Source organism: Priestia sp. LL-8 (genome assembly GCF_036227845.1).
In the GTDB taxonomy this organism is placed as follows: Bacteria; Bacillota; Bacilli; order Bacillales; family Bacillaceae_H; genus Priestia; species Priestia zanthoxyli.
Genome location: NZ_JAZAQH010000001.1, coordinates 1,893,945 through 1,917,198, shown reverse-complemented (window position 1 = coordinate 1,917,198; position 23,254 = coordinate 1,893,945). Strand labels below are relative to the sequence as shown.

The window sequence follows — 23,254 nt, the reverse complement described above, 5'->3', positions numbered from 1 at the left end:
TTCTTCACCTCTTTCCCTTAAGTGCCTGCTCTAAGCTTATTTTTACCAGCTTGGCTACCGCTTGACCTAAAGCGGTCATAGAGCCTGCATATTCATATAATGGTCCTTGCTGAGACGCTGCAACTGAGATGCTGTCCGTAGATGTTCCCGTAGCAATCGTCTTTGTAGCTGGATCTATGACACCCAGCTGTGACAGCGTTTTTGTTTTGGCTTCTGTAGCCGCAATAAAAAGCTGTAAAAACGCAGCATCCGTAAGCGTGCCTTCCACGAAAAAAAACATATTAATTGTACCGGGAGAGGAATAGAACGGGACAGCTTCATCAGCTGTAATATCCACTGCGTTTCCTACGCCAGCCGTTATCACGGAAGCTACTCTTACTCCGTAGCCTTCATAACAGTAAATTGCTCTTTCTTTTAACCAAACGGCTGTCATCAACCCTACGATTTGCTCATGGCGAACATTTTCTTTCATCAAATATTGCTCATACTCTAAAGAAGGCGTATCTGAATAATAGTCTTTATGAACAAATCGATTGTAAAAGGTGTCCGTTTCCGTGATGCCTGTTCCTAAAACGCCTGAGCTGTATGTTTTATAAGAAGTCTCGGTTTTCATGATTAAAAGCTCAGGCCGTTCTTCAATTTTAAGATGTGAAAAGGGACCAATCCCCTTTTCAATTCGAACTGGAATATGGTCCCTCTTTTTATTTATTGTACACCTCAGGGTATACTGCTTTTGCTAAGTCCTCTAAGCCATCTACAATACGAGGTCCTAAGCGGTTGATTTTGTTTTGATCAACCTTCTCGATGTTACCCTCTTTTACAGCAGTCATGCTGCTCCAAGCGGGACGCTTCATAATCTCATTTTTGTCTGCATCATACGTTGCGATAATAACGTCAGGGTTTAACTTAACAACTTGCTCTTCAGAAAACTTAACCCAACCCTTTTCACTAGCAGCTACGTTATCAGCACCGATCATAGTAAGCATTTCGTTCATGAACGTACCTTTTCCTGTTGTATAAATCTCAGGAGCTCCTGATACCTCTATCCATACTTTTTTACGATCTTCTTTTGAAATCGTTTTTGCTTTTTTCTCAATTGAAGCTACTTTTTCTTTCATGTCTTTAATTGTTTGATTAGCTTCTTTTGTTTTACCCGTTAATTTACCGATTTGCGTAATAGAATCATAAACCGTATCAAACGTTGTTGAATCTTTTACAACAAATACCGGAATACCCGCACTTTCAATTTGTTTAAATACTTCATCCGAAACGCCCATACTTGAAGCGTGTGCCAGGACTAAATCAGGATTTAAAGCGATAACTTTTTCTGCATTAACGTTCATATCTCCCACCTGCGCTTTTTTCTTTACGCTTTTAGGATAGTCATCGTTGCTTGTGACACCGACTAATTCTTTTTCAAGGCCAAGGGCATATACAATCTCCGTATTACTTGGCATTAATGAAACAATTTTCTTAGGCTGTTTTTTCAACGTAATTTCTTTATCACGTGCGTCTTTTACCTTTACTGGAAACGCAGCTTGTGACGTTTGTGCTGTATCTTGCTTCGTTTTTTTATCACTGTTGCTTTGGCTGCCTGCACCGCATGCAGCAAGTACGATGACTAACAGTGCAATAATGGAATACGAAAGCCATTTTTTCATTTAAATACTCCCCCTATATATTGTTCATTGTGAATACGAAACCTCCACGTTAAAGAAAAAGCAAATGATCATGCAAAAAGCAGCGCTATCCCGTTTTTCCGCTTTGACTATGTATACTGCTCGCCGGCAGCTTCAAAATAAAAAAGCTTTACTTTCAATTGAAAGCAAAGCAGGTAACGTCAAGATAAGCAGGAAAAGAATCCGTTCACTATACTTGATATGTATGTTCATTACCCTGCTTCACCCTTCCTCGAAGGTTTCACAGCTAACAATAAGGCAGGTCTCCTGACTTACGCACAAAGCGCTTACAGTGGCGGGACCGCGCTGGTTTTTCACCAGACTTCCCTTTTCACTCAATCTTTAAATTGAGACCTTATTGCTTTACGATTATTCACTTGTCCTAGTATACCCCACTCATCGAAAAATGGAAATAGCCATTCTCATAAAAAAAAGCTGCGAGAATGCTCTCGCAGCTTAGGGAATTAAAGAGTTGCTAAAAATTCACGGACCGCTTCAGGCGTTTTAGCATTTGCACTGTGCAGGTGCGCAATTTTTTTACCGTTTTTATATACAAGAAGAGAAGGAATACCCATTACATTGTTTTCAGCAGAAAGTTCTTCAAACTCATCCTTGTCAATTTTAAACCATGCTTTATCTGTATTTTCGTCAACGATTTCATCAATGAACATATCCAAACGTTTGCAATCAGGACACCACGTTGTCGTAAAAATCCCAACGCTTAGTGTTTCGTTCTTAATTTGTTCGCGAAATTGTTTTTCTTCCGTAAATTGTTTCATTGTGTTACCTCCGGCATCTATTCGTTCCTTCTCACTATTCTATGGTAAGAAGTCTGACTTCATTATAAACGATTTTTTTATCGTTGTGCTAATGTTTCAGCTTATTTAGACCATAACGGTTTTAGACGCAAAAAAATGCTAGCTTAAAAAAAGCTAACATTTCGAAATCGTAGAATGTTGTGTCTATTATCAGCTAAACCATTTAGGCGGCATGTTTCGGTTCCAATAAATTTTCCCTAAATCATAATGCTTTTGAAAATTATCTGCAGCCGCATGATAGTGAAAATTAAACCAGTATCCATCTTTTGGAGGATTTTCGCGCCGTACATGAAACCGTATTAAGTCCTGACCGGTTTCCCGGTCATATACATGGAAAATCTTTTCACCGTAGCCAGCAGCAGGATGCTCGCTTATCTCGAGATTCTGAATTGACTGTTCACGTTCAGTGCCAATGTCGGTCAGCACTTCTTCAATTTTAGGTAACACTGCTTGACGAAATTCATCTTCAATGACAGGCCCAATTTTTGTTCCGAATTTTTCCACTGACTGTTTTTCAGCTGATTCCATTGCATACGTAACAAATGATGAAACGTCTTCATATTTTGGTTCTTCATATGGCAAATGAATATCTTCTATAACAGCTGTGACAGGAGTTGTTTCTCTTACATACCCTGCTTTATGTTGCTTGTCCGCTTTTGCATCATCAACGTATAAATATTCTGGTGGAGTGACAAGCCCAAATGTAAATACTGTAATAAATACAACTAGCATTCTTTTTATCCATCTAGGCATTCGTATCTTTCCTTTCTCATCTTTTCCCATATGGTCTTTTCATATCGTAAAATTCATTATCATAACTCACTAGGTATTGTAACATACTTATTAATTTTTTACCTATATTTGCTTATTCATTTATGCTGTCTACGGGCATTCGAAGACTTTTTAGTTAGCACCTTCCTTCTTCTGTTTGAGGTTGTCACACCGAGCGGAAACCTATACAAGATATTCCTTTTTTGCTGGATGCTTAAACACAAAAGTATTTTTATGTTCAAAAATATATCATACTTTTATGAACTTTAGATGAAATTCATAAAAAAAACTTCCAAAACTTTTTAATTCCTAAAAGGTTTTGGAAGTCTTTTCAATGAACGTTATCCATTTTACTTTTTTGTTTATTTTTGTATATCAATTGTCCCGTAATGAAATTTTGATGTTTTTCGTTTTTGCACGGTAAATCCGTGTTCTTCAAAACGACTGCTTTTCCAATGATCTTTGAGCACGACCTTTTGTTTGGCTACTCTTTTTGCTTCTTGTATAGCCATTGGTGTCAGCGCGGTATACAGTGCTATTGCTTTAATACCGTTAATTCCATTCGATCCATCAATTTGCTCTTGAAACATAGGGTCAAAGTAGACAACATCAAAAGAATTATCTTCACAACACGCCAAAAACGATTCAAAATTTTGATGAACCACGTTTATACGCTTCATTGCATCATTCAACTCTTGTACGTCACTTTCCCAATTTAAAAGTCCTTGTTTGACTAAATAAGCTACATAGCGGTTGCCTTCTAGTCCGACAACTTTTCCACTTTTCCCTACCGCTGCGCTCGCCATCATACTATCCGACGCAAGACCAAGTGTACAGTCAAGCACGCTCATTCCGTTTTCCAAACTAGCAGCTTCAATAAACGGATCACGTTCTCCGCGCAGCCATCTCTTCACTCTAAACATAGCGGAATTTGGATGAAAAAAAATAGGTTCTTCTTCATTTTGGACGTGCAATTCTACTCTATTTTTACCGACAACCAGCACGTCTGCAGCTTCAAGATTTTGAAGATCTGCGACAGATTTCTTCTCTCTTGTTACAAAAGGTATACTTAAATCAGCGGCTACCTGCTTGGCTTTTACAATCATCTGTTCATTTGTTCGACCAGCAGTCGTAACAATCACTTTCATAACTCCCCCCTACACTGTTTGGCTATTTACATAAAGAAAAAGGATGCCCATAGACATCCTTTTTCTTATAAAGTATATGCGATTTTTCTTTAAAAATCTATATACTAGATGTGACAAAAGCAGGACATTTTATGAACAGTGCTGCTTAAAGCCATTTAAAATGTTTTCAAAAATAACTTCTAACGGCTGACCTTCAATTTCGTGTCGAGGAATAAAATGAACGACTTCTTTTCCTTTTAAAAGCGCCATAGACGGTGATGAAGGCTCAATGTCTCCGAAATATTCACGCATTTTAGCTGTTGCTTCCTTATCTTGACCGGCAAAAACTGTTACCACTTGATTTGGTTTTTGCTCAGACTGTAAATACGCTTGCGTTGCTGCAGGACGTGCTAAACCAGCAGCACACCCACAAACTGAATTAACGACAACAAAAGTTGTTCCTTCAACATTTTCCATAAAATCAACTACGGCTTCTTCTGTTGTTAATTCTTCATAACCAGCTTGAGTTAATTCTTGACGCATTGGTTTAACTAACTGACGCATATATTCTTCATATGCCATTGACATATTAACATTCCTCCTAACAATCATTCACGCTAAAAGCATACTATAAAACCCAGGAAAAATCTAGCTACTCACCTTTCAAATCCTCATCGTTGTCCCATTCCCCTTTTCCATTTGACAAAAAAAGATTAAAACCGGGTCATATCATCTAATTTTTTTCCATAAAAATGTCGATTTTTACTATTAATATTCCATTTTTTGTACTATAGTAGTAAATAGTAGTTTAGTAGAAAGGATTTTCAAATTGAACCAACGATTTAAGCCAAACAAACGATTTTATGCATTCTTGTCTCTAGTGTTAGTGATCGTCGCTTCTTTGTTTTTTATTACAGAAGCCAAAGGAAGTGAATCCGCTGCATCTCAGCAAATCTTAGCATCTACTGCGTTGCCGCTGAAAGAAGCTGCATCTTCAGCACAGCCTGAGAAGCTGCTTAATACACTTCACCATAATATGTATGTAGCAAATACGGTCAACGATCAGAATCAAGCTCTTACAAAGCCTGTTTACCTTACGTTTGACGATGGTCCAACGCCCGATACTCTTCATATTTTAGATGCTTTGCGACAATATAACGTAAAAGCAACTTTCTTTATGTTAAAGTATCAAATTGACGCTCACCCTGAAATTGCTAAAAAAGTAGCACAAGAAGGACATGCCATCGGCTGTCACGGCGTCTCTCATGATATTCATGTCATGTATAGTGAAGACGGCGCTGCATTAAAAGAAATGCAGGAGTGTCAAGCGACAGTTAAGAAAGTAACCGGTGTTGACAGTAAGTTAATCCGCGTTCCTTACGGCAGCGTTCCTTATTTAAAAGAGCCGCACCGTACAGAGTTGCTAAGCCACTTTAAATTATGGGACTGGAATGTAGACAGTGAAGACTGGGCACTTCGTTCTGCACCTAGAATTATTCAGGGCCTTGAACCTCATATTCAAGGGGTTAACTCCAATGGAAGAACACCCGTCATTTTATTTCATGACAAATCCTTTACGGCACAGTCTCTGCCGACTATTTTGACTTACTTAAAACAGTCCGGTTATCAGCCTATTCAAATTGATAACACCATGCAGCCTATGCAGTTTCCAACTCCCGCTGCAAAACAGTCATAAAAAAAGATCATTCAAGTGAATGATCTTTTTTTATGCTTTTCTGCTTTCCGTCATTTGTTTCCAAACGGAACCTTTTGCTTCTTCTCCGCCTTCGATACGTTCAATTGCTAGCTTGATTTGTAAATCTACCTCAAATTCTTTATCATTCTCTGCTGCTTTTAATGCAGGAAGAGCCGTCTCGTCCCCTACCTCGTATAAATACATAGCTGCACGCCAGCGCACAAGCTTGTTTTTATCACCAAGAGCTTCACACATTGCCGGAATACCTTCTTCAAAACCTAAATCTGACATGCAGTCTCCAGCAGTACGGCGCACAGTGACTGATTTATCTTTTAATGCTTTGTATAAATAAGGCAGTACCGCTTTTGATTCAATCATTCCTAAGTAGACCGTAGCTAAGCGGCGAATAGATGCTTTTTCATCATCAAGCGCTTTATTTAAAACGTCTAAATCAGCTTCTGTTGGATCCATTTGTTCTAAATGGGCATAGCGCACTGACCAATCTTTGTCTTCTAGCATCTCTTCTGTAACTTTATAGGTTTTACGCGGCTGTACCGTTTTTCCGCCTTCTTTTTCTTCTTGTGCATTAGATACAAGGCGAGTTAATCTTTCTTGCGGATATGCCGCTGCTAATTCTTCCACTACTTCGTCTCCGATAGCCGCTAACTCTCCGTAACGAACGCCTTGTTCCTTCCATTTCCGTTCTAATACTACGTTATCTGAAAAGCTTTGAAGCTCTGCTACCGCTTTGGCGAATCGTTCGGGCAGACCAAAGCGCTTTTCTTCATTTCCGTCCGTTAGCTTAACTTGCATTGGTACGTTTTTGAACATTTGAACGGACACATTGACTTCACCAAAATGCTCATTCATTTTGTGCTGTTCACTGTCACTTTGCAAATCTTCACCAAATGCTGCACGAACTTGCGGCAAAATTTGCTTCCAATCATATTTAGCATTTCGCTCTACTGCTAAGAAGTCCGCTACATGGTAGACTCCTTTTACCCCTTCTACTTTTAAAATATCTTGAACAACTTCCGGGGCCGCTTCAGCATTCTTTTCCGTATAGTTATTGCTTTTTCCGCCTGATAATACTTCGTCTAAATTAATTTTCATTGTATTCGGACTTGGCGTTGGCTCAATTGATTTAATGTTCATGTCGTATCGTACTCCTCTCATTAAAATTGTAGCATGTGGCTTATACTCAGTCTAACGACTTGTTTACGCATTTTCAATTTCTTCAATCAGCTCTGAAAGCTCTGCCCAGCGATCAAGCAGTGCACTTAATTCTTCATTTGCTTTTTCTTGTTCTAACGATAGGTTATGCGCTTTTGTATAATCGCTGCCCACCTGTTCAATTTCACTTGTTAAGCGTTCAATTTCTTCTTCTTTTGCTGCAATATTATCTTCGATTTCTTCCCATTCTTTTTGTTCTTTATAAGTCAAGCGACGCTTTTTGGTTTTCTCCGGCTGTTTTGGCTTTTCTTCTTTCACTTTAGCCTGCTGAGCTATTGCCTGCTTCTTTTTCACCGCTTCTTCTAATTGATCTGTATAAGCGCCAAAATAAGTCGAAATGTTTCCTTCTCCTTCAAAGACAAGTAAGTAATCTGCTACTTTATCTAAGAAATAACGATCATGTGATACGGTGATAACGACACCTGGAAATTCTTCAAGGTAGTCTTCAAGCACCGTTAGCGTTTGAGTATCCAAATCATTAGTCGGCTCATCTAGCAGCAAAACATTTGGCGATGTCATCAACAATTTCAATAAATATAAACGACGGCGCTCTCCTCCGGACAACTTTTGAATCGGTGTTCCATGTGTATGTGAAGGAAATAGAAATCTCTCAAGCATTTGCGATGCAGAGATCATTTTTCCATCCGTCGTATGCACAACTTCTGCGGATTCTTTAATATAATCAAGCATGCGTTGATTCAAGTCCATATCGTCGCTTTCTTGAGTATAGTAAGCAACTTTAACCGTTTGTCCTCTGTCAATTTCACCGCTGTCCGGCTCGATTCTCCCTGCAATCATATTCAACAGGGTAGACTTTCCGCTTCCATTTTTTCCGACAATCCCAATTCGATCTTGTTTTTTAACGATGTGCGTAAAGTCTGAAAGAATGATTTTATTTTCATACGTCTTAGACACATCTTTTAATTCAAACACTTTTTTCCCAAGGCGGCTGCCTGCTAAACTTAAATCTAGTGATTCTTTTTCAGAAGAATCGAGTTTTCCTTCTAATTCATCAAATCGCTGAATACGCGCTTTTTGTTTAGTCGTACGCGCTTTTGCTCCTCGGCGAATCCAAGCCAATTCATTGCGATATAAGTTACTTAATTTTGCTTGAGTTGCTTTTTCCTGCTCTTCTCGAATCGCTTTTCCTTCTAAAAAAGCAGCATAGTTTCCTTTATAGCTGTATAAATTTCCACCGTCTAACTCAAAAATTCGGTTTGTAACAGCATCCAAGAAATAGCGATCATGAGTAACAAGCAATACGGCTCCTTGATATTTGGATAAATATTCTTCGAGCCATTTAACGGTCTCATAGTCCAAGTGGTTAGTCGGCTCATCTAAAATCAATAAATCAGGTGTTTGAATCAGACTTTGGGCAATGGATACCCGCTTTTTCTGTCCACCTGAAAGCTCACCAATTTTTGCACTCATATTTGAAATTCCAAGCTTCGTTAAGATCGACTGTGCGTTAGAATTGGCTTCCCACGCGTTCATCGCATCCATTTTCTGCTGTAAATCATACAGTGTTTGCTGGTTTTTTTCGTTTGCAGAATCTTGCTCTAACGCATACAGAGCCAGCTCATAGTTTTTTAGTAAGTTAAGAAGAGGCGTATCTCCGCTGAAAACTTGCTCTAAAACCGTTAAGCCTTCATCAAAATCCGGATGCTGCGGTAAATATGTCACGCTGTAGTCTTTAGCATGAACAATATCCCCTTCATCTCCAAGCTCTAGACCTGCGATAATTTTAAGAAGCGTCGATTTCCCTGTTCCATTTACACCAATTAAGCCGATTCGCTCGTTTTCTGTAATGGTAAACGTTAGCTGATGAAACAGCTCTTTTTCTCCGTATGTTTTTGTTAAGTTTTCAACAGTCAGCATTTTCATAATGATAATTCCACTCTTTCTTAAATTGAACTAAAAATTCTTTCATATATGTATGTCGCTCTTGCGCTAGAGACCGTGCTGTTTGAGTATTCATTAACGCAGTGAGCTTTAATAACTTTTCATAAAAATGTGCAATAGCCGTTGATTTCCCGTGTCTGTATTCTTCTTCCGTCATCTCACTTCGTACAGCAATGTTTTCATCATACAGGGCCGTGCCTTTAGCACCTGCATACATAAACGTACGTGCGATACCAATTGCACCGATCGCATCTAAACGATCTGCATCTTGAACAATTTGACCTTCAAGCGTAGCCATAGCCGGACGGTTTCCGCCTTTAAATGACATCGTTTGTAAAATGTGAACGATATGCTTGCAGTTCTCTTCTTCTACGCGCTGACTCTTCAGCCACTCCCGCACTTCTTCGTACGCCTTTTCAACATCTTCCACTAGCTTATCATCTACAACGTCGTGTAAAAGCGCGGCTAGTTCAATCACTTCCCGATTGCCGCCTTCTTTTTTATATAAAAGCACTGCATTTCGACGCACACGATCGATATGCTGCCAGTCATGTCCCGTCGTGTCATGTGCAAGCTTTGCTTGAACCCACTTTTCCGTCTTTTCTATTTTGTTCATTTGCTCACCTCAATTATATCCACCATTATTTTAGCACAAAGTAAGGCGCTCGTCTCACTGACAGCTGAGCACCCTTTGAAAACCCTGGCTGAAAAACAAAAAACAGATGGAGATCCACCTGCTTTTACAGCAATTCTTTTATATCTTTTTGAATATCTTTTGGTGCAGTTTGAGGTGCGTATCGCTTCACGACTTCACCTTGACGATTCACTAAAAACTTTGTGAAATTCCACTTTATCGCTTTAGAACCTAGTAGACCCGGTGCTTGTTCCGTTAAGTATGTAAATAACGGATGTGCATGCTCACCTTTTACATCTACTTTTGCAAACATTGGAAACGAAACGCCGTAGTTTAACTCGCAAAATTGTTCAATATCATTTGAACTTCCTGGCTCTTGACCACCGAACTGATTGCAAGGAAAACCTAGAACCGTTAGACCGTTTTCTTTTTCTTCTTCATACAGCGCCTGTAAATCTTTATATTGAGGGGTGAAGCCGCATTTGCTAGCTGTATTCACAATCAACAGTACGTCACCTTGATAGTTAGATAGTGATACGTCTTCGTCTTTAATTGTTTTTGCAGAGTATTCATACACGCTCATTAAAACGCCTCCTTTTCTCTATTGTAATTCACTTTATTTCTAGAGTACAACTGAAACGCTCTTATGATTTGTCGTAAAGAACCTTTAGCTGGTCAGTCGTTTGCAGCATATAATCAATCATTTCGATTAAATCTCCCACTTGATCTTCGTAAATAAATCGGTTAAAGGTCACCTCAATATTGTTTTCATATTCGTTTGCTCCGACTTCATGAGTAACACGCTGCTTAACAACTCTTGTTGTTCCCCAAATCCGCTCACACATCTCCTGGATGTTTTGAAACTCCGCTTCCTCAAACGGTTTTTGTTTTTTCAGCTGAAAATGAATATAAACTGTACAACCTGGTTTTTCTACACGGGAAGGCGTTAATTCCGCATGAATATTATCTAAGTCGGTTGATAAAGTTAGCGACGCGGTACAGCAAAAATGCTGTTGAAAAGAAATGCGGTACGTTCGAGTAAACTGAGCTAAGTCTACAAAATCTTCGCGATTCGTAACAGATACTTGCCCAGATAAGTCAAGATCATAGATCTCTCCTTCTACAACTGCTTTTAAATTATCAAATACAATTGGATCAAACATTTCAACTACTTCCTTTTTTATAAAATACGAACAGTCAACTCTTCTTCTTTCTTGCCAAATTAATTCATAACATACCTGTTATTTTGTTTTGTATCATAAGAAAAGCGATGCCAAGGCATCGCTTTTCTCTTAAAAAATACCTAGTGCATGTCCATTCTCGTCAATATCCATATTGAGCGCAGCAGGTTTTTTTGGAAGTCCAGGCATTGTCATAATTGAACCTGTTAGCGCCACGAGAAAACCAGCGCCGAGCGAAGGACGGAATTCCCTCACTGTAATCTTAAAATCAGTTGGTCGCCCCAGCTTCGTCTGATCATCACTTAACGAATACTGCGTTTTGGCCATACAGATCGGCAGGTGATCCCATCCGTTTGCTTCAAATTGCTGTATTTGCTTTAACGCTTTTGGAGCAAAATCTACGCCTTGTGCTCCGTATACGGTTTTAGCAATAGCTTCTACTTTTTCTGGAATCGAAGCTGACACATCGTAAAGAGGAGAAAACTGACTTTCCGTCTCGTTCATGACTTCAAGAATTTTTTCAGCAAGCATGACGCCGCCTTCTCCACCTTTTTCCCATACTTCTGTTAAAGCAACTGGAACATTCTTTGAAGCACACCAATTCATAAGCGCTTCTACTTCACCTTTTGAATCTGTTACAAAACGGTTCACGGCTACAACATAAGGAACACCGAATGCCTGAATCGTTTCAATATGTTTTTCAAGATTTTCAATTCCTGCTTCTAAAGCCTCAATGTTTTCTTCATTTAAACGCTCTTTAGGAACACCTCCATGCATTTTCAGAGCGCGAATTGTCGCAACGATTACCACCGTTTCTGGTTTAATATCTGCCATACGAGCTTTAATATTTAGGAATTTTTCTGCGCCTAAATCTGCTCCAAATCCCGCTTCTGTTACTACGTAGTCGCCTAGTTTTGCAGCCATTTTTGTTGCAATGACGCTATTGCAACCGTGGGCAATATTAGCAAAAGGACCTCCGTGAATGAGGGCTGGAGTATGTTCCAATGTCTGTACAAGGTTGGGCTTAATCGCGTCTTTTAAAAGAAGAGTAAGCGCTCCTTGTGCACCTAAGTCGGCAACCGTTACAGGCTCATTATCCATGTTGTAAGCTACAACAATAGACGCTAAGCGACGCTTTAAGTCTTGTAAATCTGACGCTAAGCAGAAAATAGCCATAATTTCTGACGCAACCGTAATATCAAAACCATCTTCTCGAGGAACACCTTGCATAGGGCCACCTAATCCAATGACAACCTGACGCAACGCGCGGTCGTTTAAATCAACCACTCGTTTCCACGTAATTTTACGTGTATCAATGCGCAGTTCATTGCCTTGATGTATATGGTTATCCAAAATAGCGGCCAGCGCGTTGTTAGCTGTTGTAATGGCATGCAGGTCTCCAGTAAAGTGCAAGTTAATATCCTCCATTGGAAGCACTTGAGCATAACCGCCTCCAGCGGCACCTCCTTTAATTCCCATTACCGGACCAAGAGATGGTTCACGCATGGCTACAATTGCTTTTTTACCTAATCTATGTAATGCCTGAGCTAAGCCAACCGTCACTGTCGACTTACCTTCTCCTGCTGGAGTTGGATTAATAGCTGTAACTAAAATCACTTTTCCATCTTGTTTTGTGTGTAAACGTTCCATAACGGATAAAGAAAGCTTGGCTTTATAATGTCCATACGGCTCTAACTCGGCCTCTAAAATATCTAGCTGCTCGGCAATCTCTTTAATCGGTTTAATCGTTGCCTCTTGTGCAATTTGCAAATCACTTTTTATTTGCTTCTTAGTTGTCATATAAAAACCCCTTTTCTGCTGAGAATTCTTTTTAAACACTTCATCAAAAAAGGATAAAATCCATTTTCTGGGGGAGATATGAAGTTTAATAAATACAGGAACGACTGTGCTATAAATTTTACTGAGTTTCAGTCAAGCTAAAAAAGCATAGCAACGCTCCAGTTTAACCTTATTGTACCATTTCATTTTAGCCATTACGCATATTAATGCTCTTTTTTTAAAAAATTCAATTGCTTAATATTCTGTATATTCCTATAATAGTATATTGTACATAAATGTTGAACCTCATCTTCACGTGAGAAAGAACATTTATACGTGTCATTACTTCGAAATCGAATAGGAGGAATTTTATTGCCTATTAATATTCCACGTGATCTTCCGGCAAAAGAAATTTTAGAAAAAGAGAGAATTTTCATCATGGACGACGTGCGCGCGGTTAACCAAGAAATTCGCCCGCTTAATATTGTTATCCTAAACTTAATGCCGGAAAAAGAAAAAGCTGAAACGCAATTATTACGTTTACTCGGGAATTCACCGCTGCAAGTGCATATTACACTTCTTTACACGGCAAGCCATAAAGCAAAAACAACGAGTAAAAATCACCTAGATCAGTTTTATAAAACGTTTGAACAAATTAAAGAACGAAAATATGACGGAATGATTATTACAGGAGCACCTGTAGAACATATACCATTTGAAGAAGTAAACTACTGGAAAGAACTTCAAGAAATTATGGATTGGTGTAAAACAAATGTGACTTCTACCCTTCATATCTGTTGGGGAGCTCAAGCCGGACTTTATCATCACTTTGGCATTGACAAGCGACCTCTTTCTGATAAATGCACGGGTGTATTTACACATGTTGTATCGAGTGAAGAACCCATTAAGCTGCTGCGAGGATTTGATGATGTCTTTTATTCTCCTCATTCGCGTCACACTGACGTCGACATGAATGAAGTACAAAATCATCCTGACCTTGAGCTTCTTTCCTACTCTGAAGAAGCTGGTGTTTATATGGCTATGTCTAAAGACGAAAAGTTTGTTTTCGTTACAGGTCACCCAGAGTACGACGTTCAAACACTGCAAGAAGAATTTCTTCGAGATACAGAAAAAGGGCTAGAACCAAAGCTTCCGGAACACTATTTCCCAAACAATGATCCTGACAAAAACCCTTTAAAAACATGGCGTTCTCATGCCAACCTGCTGTTTATGAATTGGTTAAACTATTATGTTTACCAAGAGACTCCATATCTGTGGGAATGAAAGAACCGCTCTATCCCAGTCCTTAATTAAATAACGCTTGCTCTTTTTCATATTGAAACTGCAGCGAACAAGAAACAAACTAAAAAACCTGCTACTCCAAACAAGTAGCAGGTTTTTTATTACTAATCCTTCTTTATTCCGTAATTAAAGCTTTCTTTCAGAAATTTCGCATCAACAACACTGACCTTAGAACCCAAAGGTTTTGCTCTCCTATTCACTCTCCCTTTTCATCTCCATTTAGGTTGGTACCCATCTCCTTCTTTTGTTCTTCTATCATTGTGTCCAGCCATTCAGGCGGCTTTTCACCTTGGTTTTCATTGTATACTTCTGAAGCATCTTTTTCCTCTAAAGAGGATAAGATGTCATGTATATCATTTTGATTGCCCAAAATATTGCCAAATCCCTGACTCACTTTTTTATGACTTCTAAAATTTGTCGGAAAGTTATTGCCAAAGTTTACAGCTGAAGCATCTTCGATTGTGCCAATATGAATGTCACCTATGCTAAAGGTTGATTCTAGAGCCTGATTAGACTCCCTCATTTCTTCTGTATGGATTAGTTTATAAGGGACACTTCTTTCATTAATTTTAACTGATATTTCAGAAGGACCCTTTTCTTTATTTTTTGCTTTATTATTCTGACTACCCGATTTCCGTTTGACATCAGAGTCATTTTTTGTTTTTTCACCTTTCTTTCTCGGCGCTTGATATTGATTCGTTTGCGCAGGAAAAGTATTACCAATATTCAACGTTCCACTAAGTTCCTTTACATCAATATGTTCTAAATAATAAGACAGTTCGTCCAAGTTCAGTGTTTCAACGTTCTTTATATCTAAATGAAAAGAGTGGACCTTTTCATTTGAAAGTTCATGCAGGTTTTTTTCTAAACTTGTGAGCCTTTTTTCAATGTTTTGGAGTATATTCAGCACCTTTTCATCCATAGAGTTTGACCCCTTATTTGATTTAACACTTTTAGCCCATCTACAACATATAATAGTGTATTAGATGACTTCTGTTAATGTCTCATATGTACAAGGAGGAATTATGAAAATAAATCTCCGTTCTCCACAAATCATTTTTGATGACCTCACCGTAAATACGGTTAAAAACAACGCAGGAGTGTTTATAGGAAAAAATACGCAAAAAAATTGGGAAACTACAATCAGCAGCAGCAATTCAGGTTTCGGCACAATTTCGGGAGATGATAATCAACTATCCTACAATACACATCTTGTTCTTGGTGAAGATGATGTAAATGACTCTTTTAAGCAGGCTGCAAAAGAAGCTTAACTCTACGATTTTACTCATCATTTTTTTTAGGGGTTTTCGCCACGGTGGTATTATTTAAAATTTTATTAGAATCACCAACTATTTTTCCGAAACCGTCAGAAATTCGACTTTTATGACTCCATTTATATTGAATATTAACGCCATAAAATAGGCCTGAACTGTTTTGGATTTTATTTACTTTGATGGAATGATAGTGAATATTAGACATAAAAACACCTCACAGACAGCAGTTTACTTCATCTGATTCAATATAAAACTGAAAATACATTATCTTATGTTTAAATTCTTATTTGTTCGTCTCAAATTGAACGTCTCTTTAATCATTTAAGCTTTTACGCCTTTTCTATGATACTTACTCCATTTACTATAAAAGTATTCCTCTCATTCCCCTTGCAGTGTATATTAATAGCTTTCCCTCTAAAATAAGCTAGCAAAAAAACCATCTGTATAAAAGATGGTTTAAGCCTGTTACTCATATATCCTCGCCACTCTGCCAAAACAACCGATTGATAGAATGCCTAGTTACTTTTACTTCTTTAACTTTGTGTAACAGGAGCATTGTTGAAATCTATGTGTTCAGAAAAATTGGAATCAACGACGTCATTATCGTTAATAACATTTACCATTTGAGAGGCAAAGTTATTATAGCCGATTATTTCACCAAACCCCGTATTACTTTTCCAATTCACTTCCCAATCTGATTGAGTATTTTCTCCTGTGAAAATACCAGAGTTATTAGAAATATACGTAACATTAAGATTAGTAAATTTTATAATCAACTTTTCTCAACTTCTTTCATCTTCTTTTTCCTAGAACTGAGAAACTGGCTGAGGATTAATATTTTCAGGCTGAGTAATTGGCGTATCACAAACATCCTGATCATTAATGATATTCGTGCTCCCCAATATAGCTGAATTTATAGCAAAACCGTTTCCTAAGTTAAATTTACCTTGGGAATTCCAATCTGGCTGGCTATTTTGACCTGAAGCAATTACTGAATTGGACACCATACTTACCACGTTTATTTGGTTGAAAATGACGGAAACAGGCATTAGTCCATTCCTCCGTTTTCTAAAATTTTAATGTAGTATATGCGTCCGTTTAAAGTATGGTTCAATTGATTTTCTGCAATTAAAAATGTTAGTTAAGTCTACCGTCACTAACTTTATATATTCTTCTCATAAACTCTTTGCATTACCTTTAATCACCAAGCTTAAAATGGGGCATTTCTCGATTATCTTTGATAAAGAAAAGTATTTAGGCCTTGCTTCTTTTTTGTAAGCAGCCATGTTTTCTTTTTAATTCGCATTTAGAACATAGTTTTATCAAATAAACAAAGAGATTGAGACATAACGAAATCAATCCAATCCCAGAACGAATGGGATAAATAATTGAGTATGAATCGCCTATGATACTGCTGTTGATTTCCGTGCAATACCTCACTTTTTATGGGATGATGATGAGCTTCCTCGCCGTTTGCGCTCCTTCGGCGAGTTCTTATCTATTTAGCTTTTCTACACCTTGTCCTTCAACCAACCGCTAGAATCAGCTACATACATAAGGTCTACGTTCAGCCTATCCATGAAAAAATCCGAACGATTCACCGCTCGGATTCTTCTTCAACAAATATACGTTTGTCTCAGCCTCTTTAAAGTTCTTTAATATATTCAATGACCGAATCTGGAAATTCGTTTCGAATTCCGCAATTCCCACAATAAAATCCGCTATATTCGTCTGTCGCAACGTACTGTCTTAAAAGAAACAATGTTAACCTGTTTGGGAGACCGCATTCTGTGCAAAACGCCAAGTACTTGCTGCGCTGTCTGTTTGCTGACATACGTTTCATCCTTTCGATTAACTATAGAAAGCGTTTTCTTATTTATATGGAGCTTTCTTATCAGTTTATGACAGCAATTACCGCCTATCTCCAATTGTTGTCGCGGCGAGAAGAGCGAAAAAAGCGCAGAATTAAATTAATGACAAGCACAATAGCCAAAATGTTAATTAATAACCCAAAAATCCCGCCCAGTGCCCCCATATGACCAAGCAAACCTCCAAATAAAAGTCCTGCTAGCCCTCCATACAGAAGTCCACGGGCGAATCCTCCCCGGTTTGAACGAGTAACACCTCGATTTACCGTTCCATTTCTGCGGTTTGAAAAATTAGATCTCGGCTCATTTTGTCTAACGCTTGGCTGTCTATTAAACGAACGCTTTCCCGAACGATACGACCTTGCACTTGCGTTATAGTCATCGTGATAGGAAATATATTCAGCTAAAGGAGATAAACTTAGCGAAAAGATTAATGCTACAGCGATCAGTATTTTTTTCATCTGTTTTTTCCTTTCTTGACCTAATAGTAACTGTTTATTATAGTGCGCTGTTTCATGCATATCATACGTTTTGGAACAAAAGGGCAATTCAGCTTCATACAAATTTTTTAATCGGGTATCATAACGTTATACTTTGTCCTAGAAAGGAGCGTGCATGTACATGATACGAAGAATTAGTATACTGCTTCTCACACTGTGCTTCTTATTTAATGGAGCCCTTCCTGCACTATGTAAAGCGGAACAAGTAAAAAATATAGCTGTGCGTGACCGTTTGCTTTATCAAGGTAATAACCACCTAAAGCAAACCGCCCTAACATTTGATGATGGACCGGATCCGCGCTTTACTCCACATGTATTGGATCAATTGAAAAAGCATGGTATTAAAGCAACCTTTTTTCTTATTGGGGCAAAAGCTCACGAACATCCTGAGCTGGTGAAGAGAATGGTAGCTGAAGGTCATGCTGTTGGGATTCATACCTATTGGCACCCCAATTTACTAAAAGAATCGACTGAAAAGTTTCACTGGGAAATTGCTAAAACTCAGGCTATTATTAAAAACATTACCGGTTTTGAAACACAGCTGTTTCGTCCTCCATATGGAAATTTAACGCAAGAAATGATCAGCGAGCTGCCAAATGAAAATGTCTATGCGATTAACTGGTCTTCTGATTCATTAGACTGGAAGCAAATCCCAGAAGCAGAAATCACCAAGAATGTATTTAAGAACATGCACGCCGGAACAATTGTTTTGATGCACGACGGAGGTCATTGGACCATGGACCTTTCCAACACCGCAAAGTCGCTGGATACCATCATTCCTAGACTTAAACAAGAAGGATATCATTTTGTGACCGTCCCAGAACTTTTGCACATCCCTTATCCAAAAAATTAAGCTCCAACGAGTTTCTGATATAGAAACTCGTTGGAGCTTTACGATTTCCCTTAATAGAAAGTAAATATGCCCCTCCTACAAAAAGAGCGTGTCAAAAGATCTAATTCAAATCCATCTTAAAACTCAAAGATATGCCTTATTTCTTCAAAACGTTATCATACTAAAGATACAAAATGAGGCATTCTTTTTTGTTCCATCGCTCTACAATAGAGGGAATTTAAGGATAACCTCTAAAATAGGTTTTAAGTTGCATGATTAGGAGTAAATATTACTATAACTACTCTCATATTTTTAGACAAGCTGCATATGTATAAAATGAGAGAGTCGAACGCATTCCACATATCCCTAAATTTCTTCTTCTCACAAAAAAATTGACGAACTTTTTTTGTCAACAGGTGCGTATAGATATGATAGAATTCCTATATAATGACCTGGATTCATTTCTAAACAAGGAGTTTTGACTATGATTAATGAACAAGAGACGTTGTTATTTATTAAAGAACTTGGCCGCTTGTTGAAAGACTATCAAAACTGTTCAAACGCCTCTGTAAAAAGTGAAATATATAAAGATATCGTGTTGTTGAGCAATGTTATCCAGTTAGATCACGTGAACGTTTCTTACGCTTAGAAAATCCTTTTTATTTCTTTATAAATTTCAGTTTTTCTACTATAACTACAGAAAAGGAAGAAAGGAGACAATTTCCATCCATCTCTTTTCTTCCTTTTCTCGTTATCGTTTTTTATGGTTATTCAGAACATAGTTTTATTAAAATTGCTATAAAGTTTTTCTAGTGTCTTCGGTCCAACTATTCCATCTACCTGCAGATAAAGTGCTTGTTGAAAAGCTTTTACCGCTTTGAGAGTGGCAGAACCGAATATACCGTCTGCGCCTCCAGAAAGAGAATAACCTAAGTGAATAAGCATACGCTGAATCAACTGTACGTGATTTCCTCGATCTCCGTATTCAATTAGCACTCTTGAAGCCTTTTCCGTCTGTTTCTCAGGTTTTTTTCCACTTCGAAGCTCCGACAAAGATAAACCGAATGTATATTGAAAATGAGGGTAATCTTTTAAGCTTGTCCAATCTCCTCCCCATTCCAACCCGATCCTTTTTCCTATCTCTCCCGCTTTGTTCCATCTTCGATTAATGGTCCAGTCAACTTTTCCGTTGTCATCAAGCAGCGCAATATCAAAAGCTAGTCCATAATTATGATAAGAATAGCCGCCTTTAGCATTAGTCACGATACTTCCTGGTGTTGTTCGGCCTTGTGAATATAGTTTATGCTGCTGCTCTATCGATCTAAATCCTTCAGTGATCACAACAAATATGCTTTCTTTATATGCTTGCCTAATGAGCTCGTACGATTTTTTTTGCACTATTTCATGTACATTCTGCAACTTATTTTCTGCTTTTTGTAACAGCTTGTCTAATGATAAATCACTCATACTCCCCACTCCTTAACTAGATGGCTTCTCCTTATATATACGTATAAGACAAACTCTAAGGGAGGCATCCAGTATCAGTTTATGCGGGAAGTAGTTAAGTTGTGCAACATGTAGAGCTGCTGTTATTTCAGTACCCAGTGGCTGATAGCCTTCGCTACTCCGTTATTGACATTTGTATCTGTCACCCAGTCCGCTGCTTCTTTTACAGCTTCCTGAGCATTTCCCATGGCGATTCCACAACCTGCCGCTTCAATCATAGCCATATCATTTAAGCTGTCTCCCATTGCAATAACTTCATCCATTGAAATGCCCAAACGTTCACATACAGTCATGATCCCTTTTGCTTTGTTAATACCAAGTGCATTAATTTCTAGATTCGTTAAACTAGAGTTGCTGATTTCAAAATCTGAAATGCCTGCTATTTGTTTCAGCACTTCTTCTCGTAAAGCATCATCTGGAATATCGTAGCCAAACTTCAGCCATTCCTGTGAAGCAATATCTTCTGGAAATTCATCTCTCCATACTTTATCCGTAGTCACAGCCCAAAAGTTAAGCTTATGCTCTTGCGTTAAATTCCACATTTTCTCAATGTGTGAAGCATCAATTAACTTTCGTTCTACAAGCTGTCCAGATTCATCCCAAATTTCACTTCCGTTTACTGTAATAAGGTAAGAAGACAGCTGAAGAGATTGCGCGTATTCACGGCATGTTAAAAGAGATCGCCCCGTGCTTAATACCACATGAACACCTTGTTCTTGAGCTTTAGCAATGGCCACACGATTTTCGTCAGAAATTTCTTGCTGATTGTTCAGCAGGGTTCCATCCATATCTAGTGCAATCAGTTTAAATTCTTTCTTTTCATTTGTTTGCATCTTTCTCTCTCCTTCTCATCAATAGTAAGTATGACATTACGCTGAGCATTTGGCTTATACTATGTAACTCTTACTATAACTGTAGCACAGGAGCATTTCACTCTGCATCAGATAAGCGCTAAAATGGTCAATTATTCTATGGGGAATAATTGAAGGAAAGCAGCATACCTTTGCCGTAATTTATATTTAACGCTTTTCATTTTTATTTATTTCAACTAGAATTTTGGTAAAAGGATGTGAATGTTATGAACACTATTATTTCACCGGCTGACTTACATACTGCATTACAGCAACCCCAACACTCCATTGTTTTGCTCGACTGCCGATTTACTCTTGGAAAGCCTGAGGCAGGCGCAGATGCTTATCAAAATGAGCACCTGCCGGATGCTCATTATTTGGATTTAGAAAAAGATTTGTCCTCTGTGGCTACTTCCCACGGAGGCAGACACCCGCTGCCCGATGTTCAAAAGCTAGCTCAGAAGCTCGGCAGCTTAGGAATTAATGCTGATTCCAGAGTCGTCGTTTATGATGAACAAAACGGGATGATGGCTTCAAGAGCATGGTGGCTACTGCGATATATAGGAATTGAATACGTACAAATTTTAAATGGAGGTTTTACTAACTGGAAACAATCGGGATATGAAACAACTAAGAGCGTTCCAGCAGCTTCTCCTCAAACTTTTGTACCTTTCGTTCAACAAGATTGGGGACTTGCAGGAGTTGAATACGTAAAAGAGAATCTTCATAACCCTAATGTTGTTCTTGTCGACTCTCGCGAAAAAAAGAGGTATCTCGGCTTAGAAGAACCCATTGATTTTCTAGCAGGACATATTCCAGGCGCCATTCATTCTTTTTGGCAAGATGTGTTAACTTCAGAAGGTTTATGGAAAACAGATAAAGAGTGGAAGGAGATGTTTTCTGCTATTGATTCTCACGCTGAAATCATTGTATACTGCGGATCGGGTGTATCTGCTTGCCCTAACGTTTTAGCTTTAAAATCAGCAGGTTTTCCAAATGTAAAATTATATGCCGGCAGCTGGAGCGATTGGATTAGCTATCGTGACAATCCAATCGAGAAAAACAGATAGACAAAGAAGGCTCAGTCTCACCAAAAGTATAGGGACTGAACCTTCTTTTTTTTATTCTTCTTATTAGCCGCATGTTATTTGCTGAGCCTTAACATAAAATCATGAAGCCGCTCTAAGGTAAGCAAATTTTGATTACATGCTTCGCTATCTTGACAAATATAATTTCCTCGTTGTGTAAATGTCCCTTGAACAGTTCCTTTGATTTCAGCAGTGAACATACCGACTTCCTCGTAGCTGTGGCAAAGTGTGCATATTCCCTTCTGGTTAATAGGTTTAAACGTTCCTTGAATACCTTTTAGCTTCTCGGTATACGGATCCTGCGCTACGATAAACTTTTTGTTTGAGCCTTTATCGATCCAGCTGACATATGAAATGCTCCCTAGATCAATGCTATCAGCAGAAGGGATCTTTAACTTCTTCACTTTTGGAAACAATTTTTTCACGCCCGCTTCTGTAAAAGATTTAAATGGAATCACGTAAGGCTTTATCGTTTCTAAAAACACCTCTGCTTGTTCTTTATTTTTAACTTCAGCAACTGACAGCAGTAATTTTTCCTGTTCCTTGCTAAGAACATCAAACACATTTAATACTTTTTCTTTTGCAAGAGCTTTTAAAGCCTGCAGCACATCTGAATTGTTTACTGTTCCATGCCCATTGATAAGGATTTGCGTTTGGCTTTTGATAAAGTTATATTGATCATTTCTTATAAACGCTTCCACGTTCTTCACTCCTTCTTCATTTAATCAGCTACTTTTTACTTTACCGTATGAATTCCTTTTACGAAATGTAAAAAATAAATCAGAATTAAACTATACCTAAAAAAGCGCGGGCATTCAGTCGCCAGCGCTTGATCTTTACCGTTGCTTTTTATATACAATTTTTTTGATGGTTTCGGTTGATAAAAAGTATTCACGGGCTAGTTCTTCAATTGACGTTCCTTTTTTAAACAAATTCTTTATCCGTTCGTTTCGCTCGTCAATCAACTTTCTTCCACCAGAGCAAGTTCCCCATTTCTTCCTTGCCTTCTGCGGCTTCGGAATATAAATGGTTTCTCCTTGAATGTATTTTTGAATTTCACTAATCAGCTCTTCAGGTAAAATATTTGTTGCTTTTACATACGTCATTTCTGCCAGCTCCTTATGTGGTTTTACTTATACAATAAGGGGCAAAGCCGTATATATTAGAAATGAGATATGCGCGGTTAGGCGATGTCTATTACTAAACCGTCCAC

27 protein-coding genes and 1 riboswitch are annotated in these 23,254 nt (G+C 38.3%); of the genes, 6 read left to right on the top strand and 21 right to left on the bottom strand.

The genetic code is table 11. The features are described 5' to 3' along the window. Positions 1-4: 4 nt before the first annotated feature. The 6 genes from U9R83_RS09680 to U9R83_RS09655 form a co-directional block, all read right to left on the bottom strand. The gene (locus tag U9R83_RS09680; protein ID WP_098112521.1) at positions 5-613 is read right to left on the bottom strand and encodes an adenosylcobinamide amidohydrolase; all 609 of its coding nucleotides are present in this window, start codon (positions 611-613) and stop codon (positions 5-7) included. 88 nt (positions 614-701) lie between these two features. After that, complete coding sequence (locus tag U9R83_RS09675; protein ID WP_014460464.1) at positions 702-1,661, bottom strand: ABC transporter substrate-binding protein; 960 nt, start codon at positions 1,659-1,661, stop codon at positions 702-704. Positions 1,662-1,919: 258 nt separating this feature from the next. Continuing rightward, positions 1,920-2,052: riboswitch (cobalamin riboswitch) on the bottom strand. Between the two features lie 91 nt (positions 2,053-2,143). Further along, complete coding sequence (locus tag U9R83_RS09670; protein ID WP_014460465.1) at positions 2,144-2,458, bottom strand: thioredoxin family protein; 315 nt, start codon at positions 2,456-2,458, stop codon at positions 2,144-2,146. A 189-nt stretch (positions 2,459-2,647) separates the two neighbouring features. Continuing rightward, entirely contained in the window at positions 2,648-3,250 is a 603-nt protein-coding gene (locus U9R83_RS09665) for a YpjP family protein (protein ID WP_025752035.1), read from the bottom strand. Between the two features lie 380 nt (positions 3,251-3,630). Next, a complete protein-coding gene (locus U9R83_RS09660) occupies positions 3,631-4,410 on the bottom strand; it encodes a class I SAM-dependent methyltransferase (protein WP_181903763.1) in 780 nt (259 codons plus the stop codon). A 135-nt stretch (positions 4,411-4,545) separates the two neighbouring features. Further along, the gene (locus tag U9R83_RS09655) at positions 4,546-4,983 is read right to left on the bottom strand and encodes a BrxA/BrxB family bacilliredoxin (protein WP_014460467.1); all 438 of its coding nucleotides are present in this window, start codon (positions 4,981-4,983) and stop codon (positions 4,546-4,548) included. 241 nt (positions 4,984-5,224) lie between these two features. Between U9R83_RS09655 and U9R83_RS09650 the strand changes: the two genes are divergently transcribed. Continuing rightward, a complete protein-coding gene (locus tag U9R83_RS09650) occupies positions 5,225-6,091 on the top strand; it encodes a polysaccharide deacetylase family protein (protein WP_328575204.1) in 867 nt (288 codons plus the stop codon). A 30-nt stretch (positions 6,092-6,121) separates the two neighbouring features. On the opposite strand, the gene U9R83_RS09645 is transcribed toward U9R83_RS09650, so the two are convergent. The 6 genes from U9R83_RS09645 to U9R83_RS09620 form a co-directional block, all read right to left on the bottom strand. Then, entirely contained in the window at positions 6,122-7,246 is a 1,125-nt protein-coding gene (locus U9R83_RS09645) for a conserved virulence factor C family protein (protein WP_014460469.1), read from the bottom strand. Between the two features lie 63 nt (positions 7,247-7,309). Continuing rightward, the gene (locus U9R83_RS09640; protein ID WP_014460470.1) at positions 7,310-9,208 is read right to left on the bottom strand and encodes an ABC-F family ATP-binding cassette domain-containing protein; all 1,899 of its coding nucleotides are present in this window, start codon (positions 9,206-9,208) and stop codon (positions 7,310-7,312) included. Further along, on the bottom strand, positions 9,189-9,842 hold the full coding sequence (locus U9R83_RS09635; RefSeq protein WP_115653681.1) for an HD domain-containing protein: 654 nt from the start codon (positions 9,840-9,842) through the stop codon (positions 9,189-9,191). The genes U9R83_RS09640 and U9R83_RS09635 overlap by 20 nt, the downstream gene beginning before the upstream one ends. A 124-nt stretch (positions 9,843-9,966) precedes the next feature. After that, positions 9,967-10,443 (bottom strand): glutathione peroxidase, encoded by a 477-nt coding sequence (locus tag U9R83_RS09630; RefSeq protein WP_014460472.1) that lies wholly within the window; start codon positions 10,441-10,443, stop codon positions 9,967-9,969. 61 nt (positions 10,444-10,504) lie between these two features. Then, positions 10,505-11,023, bottom strand: a complete 519-nt coding sequence (locus U9R83_RS09625) for a hypothetical protein (protein WP_243549170.1) — start codon at positions 11,021-11,023, stop codon at positions 10,505-10,507. Positions 11,024-11,152: 129 nt separating this feature from the next. After that, positions 11,153-12,841 (bottom strand): formate--tetrahydrofolate ligase, encoded by a 1,689-nt coding sequence (locus U9R83_RS09620; RefSeq protein ID WP_014460474.1) that lies wholly within the window; start codon positions 12,839-12,841, stop codon positions 11,153-11,155. A gap of 351 nt (positions 12,842-13,192) precedes the next feature. On the opposite strand from U9R83_RS09620, the gene metA reads away from it, so the two are divergent. Then, the gene (gene metA, locus U9R83_RS09615) at positions 13,193-14,104 is read left to right on the top strand and encodes a homoserine O-acetyltransferase MetA (protein WP_014460475.1); all 912 of its coding nucleotides are present in this window, start codon (positions 13,193-13,195) and stop codon (positions 14,102-14,104) included. A gap of 214 nt (positions 14,105-14,318) precedes the next feature. On the opposite strand, the gene U9R83_RS09610 is transcribed toward metA, so the two are convergent. After that, entirely contained in the window at positions 14,319-15,044 is a 726-nt protein-coding gene (locus U9R83_RS09610) for a hypothetical protein (protein ID WP_115653680.1), read from the bottom strand. Positions 15,045-15,147: 103 nt separating this feature from the next. Between U9R83_RS09610 and U9R83_RS09605 the strand changes: the two genes are divergently transcribed. Next, on the top strand, positions 15,148-15,393 hold the full coding sequence (locus U9R83_RS09605; protein ID WP_115653679.1) for a hypothetical protein: 246 nt from the start codon (positions 15,148-15,150) through the stop codon (positions 15,391-15,393). 10 nt (positions 15,394-15,403) lie between these two features. On the opposite strand, the gene U9R83_RS09600 is transcribed toward U9R83_RS09605, so the two are convergent. The 4 genes from U9R83_RS09600 to U9R83_RS09585 form a co-directional block, all read right to left on the bottom strand. Further along, a complete protein-coding gene (locus tag U9R83_RS09600; protein ID WP_014460478.1) occupies positions 15,404-15,601 on the bottom strand; it encodes a hypothetical protein in 198 nt (65 codons plus the stop codon). A 601-nt stretch (positions 15,602-16,202) separates the two neighbouring features. Next, complete coding sequence (locus U9R83_RS09595; RefSeq protein WP_014460479.1) at positions 16,203-16,445, bottom strand: hypothetical protein; 243 nt, start codon at positions 16,443-16,445, stop codon at positions 16,203-16,205. 596 nt (positions 16,446-17,041) lie between these two features. Beyond that, positions 17,042-17,230 carry a hypothetical protein gene (locus tag U9R83_RS09590; protein WP_014460480.1) on the bottom strand — a complete coding sequence of 63 codons (189 nt, stop codon included), beginning with the start codon at positions 17,228-17,230 and terminating at the stop codon, positions 17,042-17,044. Between the two features lie 84 nt (positions 17,231-17,314). Then, positions 17,315-17,725, bottom strand: coding sequence for a hypothetical protein (locus U9R83_RS09585; RefSeq protein ID WP_029321326.1), 411 nt, complete (start codon positions 17,723-17,725; stop codon positions 17,315-17,317). A 160-nt stretch (positions 17,726-17,885) separates the two neighbouring features. Here U9R83_RS09585 and U9R83_RS09580 point away from each other — a divergent pair, with 160 nt between their 5' ends. Both U9R83_RS09580 and U9R83_RS09575 read left to right on the top strand, forming a co-directional pair. Further along, positions 17,886-18,617, top strand: a complete 732-nt coding sequence (locus U9R83_RS09580; RefSeq protein ID WP_014460482.1) for a polysaccharide deacetylase family protein — start codon at positions 17,886-17,888, stop codon at positions 18,615-18,617. Positions 18,618-19,080: 463 nt separating this feature from the next. Then, positions 19,081-19,245: a hypothetical protein gene (locus U9R83_RS09575; protein WP_013056680.1), complete on the top strand. Its 165-nt coding sequence runs from the start codon at positions 19,081-19,083 to the stop codon at positions 19,243-19,245. A 122-nt stretch (positions 19,246-19,367) separates the two neighbouring features. Here the strand turns inward: U9R83_RS09575 and U9R83_RS09570 are convergent, their stop codons facing one another. Both U9R83_RS09570 and U9R83_RS09565 read right to left on the bottom strand, forming a co-directional pair. Next, on the bottom strand, positions 19,368-20,063 hold the full coding sequence (locus U9R83_RS09570; protein ID WP_115653678.1) for a peptidoglycan-binding protein: 696 nt from the start codon (positions 20,061-20,063) through the stop codon (positions 19,368-19,370). Positions 20,064-20,185: 122 nt separating this feature from the next. After that, complete coding sequence (locus U9R83_RS09565; RefSeq protein ID WP_115653677.1) at positions 20,186-20,935, bottom strand: Cof-type HAD-IIB family hydrolase; 750 nt, start codon at positions 20,933-20,935, stop codon at positions 20,186-20,188. Positions 20,936-21,180: 245 nt separating this feature from the next. On the opposite strand from U9R83_RS09565, the gene U9R83_RS09560 reads away from it, so the two are divergent. Further along, a complete protein-coding gene (locus U9R83_RS09560; RefSeq protein WP_014460485.1) occupies positions 21,181-22,023 on the top strand; it encodes a sulfurtransferase in 843 nt (280 codons plus the stop codon). A 74-nt stretch (positions 22,024-22,097) separates the two neighbouring features. Here the strand turns inward: U9R83_RS09560 and U9R83_RS09555 are convergent, their stop codons facing one another. Then, positions 22,098-22,742: a FusB/FusC family EF-G-binding protein gene (locus U9R83_RS09555; RefSeq protein WP_042992164.1), complete on the bottom strand. Its 645-nt coding sequence runs from the start codon at positions 22,740-22,742 to the stop codon at positions 22,098-22,100. Positions 22,743-22,877: 135 nt separating this feature from the next. After that, positions 22,878-23,147 carry a CD3324 family protein gene (locus tag U9R83_RS09550; RefSeq protein WP_116738454.1) on the bottom strand — a complete coding sequence of 90 codons (270 nt, stop codon included), beginning with the start codon at positions 23,145-23,147 and terminating at the stop codon, positions 22,878-22,880. Positions 23,148-23,254: the final 107 nt, after the last annotated feature.

Excerpts from the sequence above, each read along its gene's own strand:
- U9R83_RS09610 (WP_115653680.1), bottom strand. The coding sequence starts at position 15,044 with ATGGATGAAAAGGTGCTGAATATACTCCAAAACATTGAAAAAAGGCTC.
- U9R83_RS09550 (WP_116738454.1), bottom strand. The coding sequence starts at position 23,147 with ATGACGTATGTAAAAGCAACAAATATTTTACCTGAAGAGCTGATTAGT.
- U9R83_RS09590 (WP_014460480.1), bottom strand. The coding sequence starts at position 17,230 with ATGTCAGCAAACAGACAGCGCAGCAAGTACTTGGCGTTTTGCACAGAA.
- U9R83_RS09675 (WP_014460464.1), bottom strand. The coding sequence starts at position 1,661 with ATGAAAAAATGGCTTTCGTATTCCATTATTGCACTGTTAGTCATCGTA.
- U9R83_RS09600 (WP_014460478.1), bottom strand. The coding sequence starts at position 15,601 with ATGTCTAATATTCACTATCATTCCATCAAAGTAAATAAAATCCAAAAC.
- U9R83_RS09640 (WP_014460470.1), bottom strand. The coding sequence starts at position 9,208 with ATGAAAATGCTGACTGTTGAAAACTTAACAAAAACATACGGAGAAAAA.
- U9R83_RS09575 (WP_013056680.1), top strand. The coding sequence starts at position 19,081 with ATGATTAATGAACAAGAGACGTTGTTATTTATTAAAGAACTTGGCCGC.
- U9R83_RS09645 (WP_014460469.1), bottom strand. The coding sequence starts at position 7,246 with ATGAACATTAAATCAATTGAGCCAACGCCAAGTCCGAATACAATGAAA.
- U9R83_RS09625 (WP_243549170.1), bottom strand. The coding sequence starts at position 11,023 with ATGTTTGATCCAATTGTATTTGATAATTTAAAAGCAGTTGTAGAAGGA.
- U9R83_RS09680 (WP_098112521.1), bottom strand. The coding sequence starts at position 613 with ATGAAAACCGAGACTTCTTATAAAACATACAGCTCAGGCGTTTTAGGA.
- U9R83_RS09635 (WP_115653681.1), bottom strand. The coding sequence starts at position 9,842 with ATGAACAAAATAGAAAAGACGGAAAAGTGGGTTCAAGCAAAGCTTGCA.
- U9R83_RS09585 (WP_029321326.1), bottom strand. The coding sequence starts at position 17,725 with ATGAAAAAAATACTGATCGCTGTAGCATTAATCTTTTCGCTAAGTTTA.
- U9R83_RS09670 (WP_014460465.1), bottom strand. The coding sequence starts at position 2,458 with ATGAAACAATTTACGGAAGAAAAACAATTTCGCGAACAAATTAAGAAC.
- U9R83_RS09595 (WP_014460479.1), bottom strand. The coding sequence starts at position 16,445 with ATGCCTGTTTCCGTCATTTTCAACCAAATAAACGTGGTAAGTATGGTG.
- U9R83_RS09665 (WP_025752035.1), bottom strand. The coding sequence starts at position 3,250 with ATGCCTAGATGGATAAAAAGAATGCTAGTTGTATTTATTACAGTATTT.
- U9R83_RS09565 (WP_115653677.1), bottom strand. The coding sequence starts at position 20,935 with ATGCAAACAAATGAAAAGAAAGAATTTAAACTGATTGCACTAGATATG.
- U9R83_RS09560 (WP_014460485.1), top strand. The coding sequence starts at position 21,181 with ATGAACACTATTATTTCACCGGCTGACTTACATACTGCATTACAGCAA.
- U9R83_RS09580 (WP_014460482.1), top strand. The coding sequence starts at position 17,886 with ATGATACGAAGAATTAGTATACTGCTTCTCACACTGTGCTTCTTATTT.
- U9R83_RS09605 (WP_115653679.1), top strand. The coding sequence starts at position 15,148 with ATGAAAATAAATCTCCGTTCTCCACAAATCATTTTTGATGACCTCACC.
- U9R83_RS09630 (WP_014460472.1), bottom strand. The coding sequence starts at position 10,443 with ATGAGCGTGTATGAATACTCTGCAAAAACAATTAAAGACGAAGACGTA.
- U9R83_RS09655 (WP_014460467.1), bottom strand. The coding sequence starts at position 4,983 with ATGTCAATGGCATATGAAGAATATATGCGTCAGTTAGTTAAACCAATG.
- U9R83_RS09620 (WP_014460474.1), bottom strand. The coding sequence starts at position 12,841 with ATGACAACTAAGAAGCAAATAAAAAGTGATTTGCAAATTGCACAAGAG.
- U9R83_RS09570 (WP_115653678.1), bottom strand. The coding sequence starts at position 20,063 with ATGAGTGATTTATCATTAGACAAGCTGTTACAAAAAGCAGAAAATAAG.